Source organism: Arthrobacter sp. 2RAF6 (assembly GCF_052115205.1).
Lineage (GTDB): Bacteria > Actinomycetota > Actinomycetes > Actinomycetales > Micrococcaceae > Arthrobacter.
The window spans coordinates 1-1,217 of the sequence record NZ_JBFRGF010000094.1; the positions used below are offsets into that span (position 1 = coordinate 1).

The following is a 1,217-nucleotide window of genomic DNA, read 5'->3' on the forward strand; positions in this document are numbered from 1 at the left end:
CTGCCGGCGACGTCGGAGGGCTGGGTTTCCAGGTGGCTGTCGCGTTCGCGTCCGGGGTGGAGGAACTCTCCCGCACCCTGGATTATCTCCAGCTGCTCGCCGCTGCAGGGCTGGACGCGGCCCGGAACGATGAACCCGCCGCCCGGCGGGGCTGGACAACAGGCTGGACCACCGGCTGGGCCGCCGGCTGGRCCGCCGACGCGGAGACAGGCTCCGCCGCGGGCTGGACCGCCGAGACCACGGCAGGCCCCGCGGACGAGCAGGGCGGTGCCTCCGGCGCGGTGCAGGGTGGTGCGGCTTCTTGCACGGGAACGGGGAGCGCCTCCGGCGCGGTGCAGGCGGGGAGCGCCCGGGGCGGGGAGTTCAGGTCCACGGCCGAGCACCTGCGCTCGTTGCTGCGGATCAGTGCCGCSGAGGCCAGGGGCCGGCTCGCCCTGGCCCGGGATCTGCTGCCGGGCCGCGGCCTCACCKSGGAAACGGTCCCTGCCCGGCACGGGGAAACCGCCGCGGCGCTGGCRTCCGGGGTGATCGGCTCCCGCTCGGCCGGGATCATCACGATGGCCSTGGCGAAGGTGCGACCGCTGTGCACCCCGGAGAAAGCCGCGGAAATGGAACACGCCCTGGCCCGCACCGCGGAGGAAAACGACCAGGACTTCCTGGCCAGGGTGGCCCGGCGCTGGGTCGAGGCGATCGACCAGGACGGCCCGGAACCGTCCGAAGAATCCCTCCGCCACCACCAAGGGGCGTTCCTGCGCCGTCCCAAGCACGGCCTGCAGCATGTGGAGATCTTCGCCACCACCGAACAATACGAACACCTGCTCACGGTCATGAACACCGCCACCAACCCCCGCACCCGCACACCCCAAGGCGCAACACCCCAAGGCGCAGCACCCCGCGGCACGGTTGCTGCCTGCGTTGAACCATCCGGCAGTTTCACCGCCGATGCATCCGGCGATCCGTCCGCCCAGGCATCCGGCGATTCCTCCGGTGGGGCGTCGGGCGGGGCGTTGGAGAATGCTGCGCCGCTGGAGCGGCGGTCGCGGGCGCAGAAACTCCTGGACGGTTTGATCGGCGCCTGCCGGCTCGCCCTGGCCACGGGGTCCCTGCCCGCCACGGGCGGCCACCGCCCGCAGATCCTGGCCACCATCGACCACCGCGAACTCTTCCCCCCACACAGCCGGGACCCGCAGCCCGGTCAAGCTGCGCAGTCCGGTCAA

General features: G+C 72.7%; 1 protein-coding gene. It reads left to right on the forward strand.

Annotated features, from left to right (window positions below; genetic code table 11):
* Nucleotides 1-1,217: DUF222 domain-containing protein (locus AB4Z38_RS25590; RefSeq protein ID WP_441432319.1), on the forward strand; the 1,217-nt coding region annotated here is incomplete at both ends.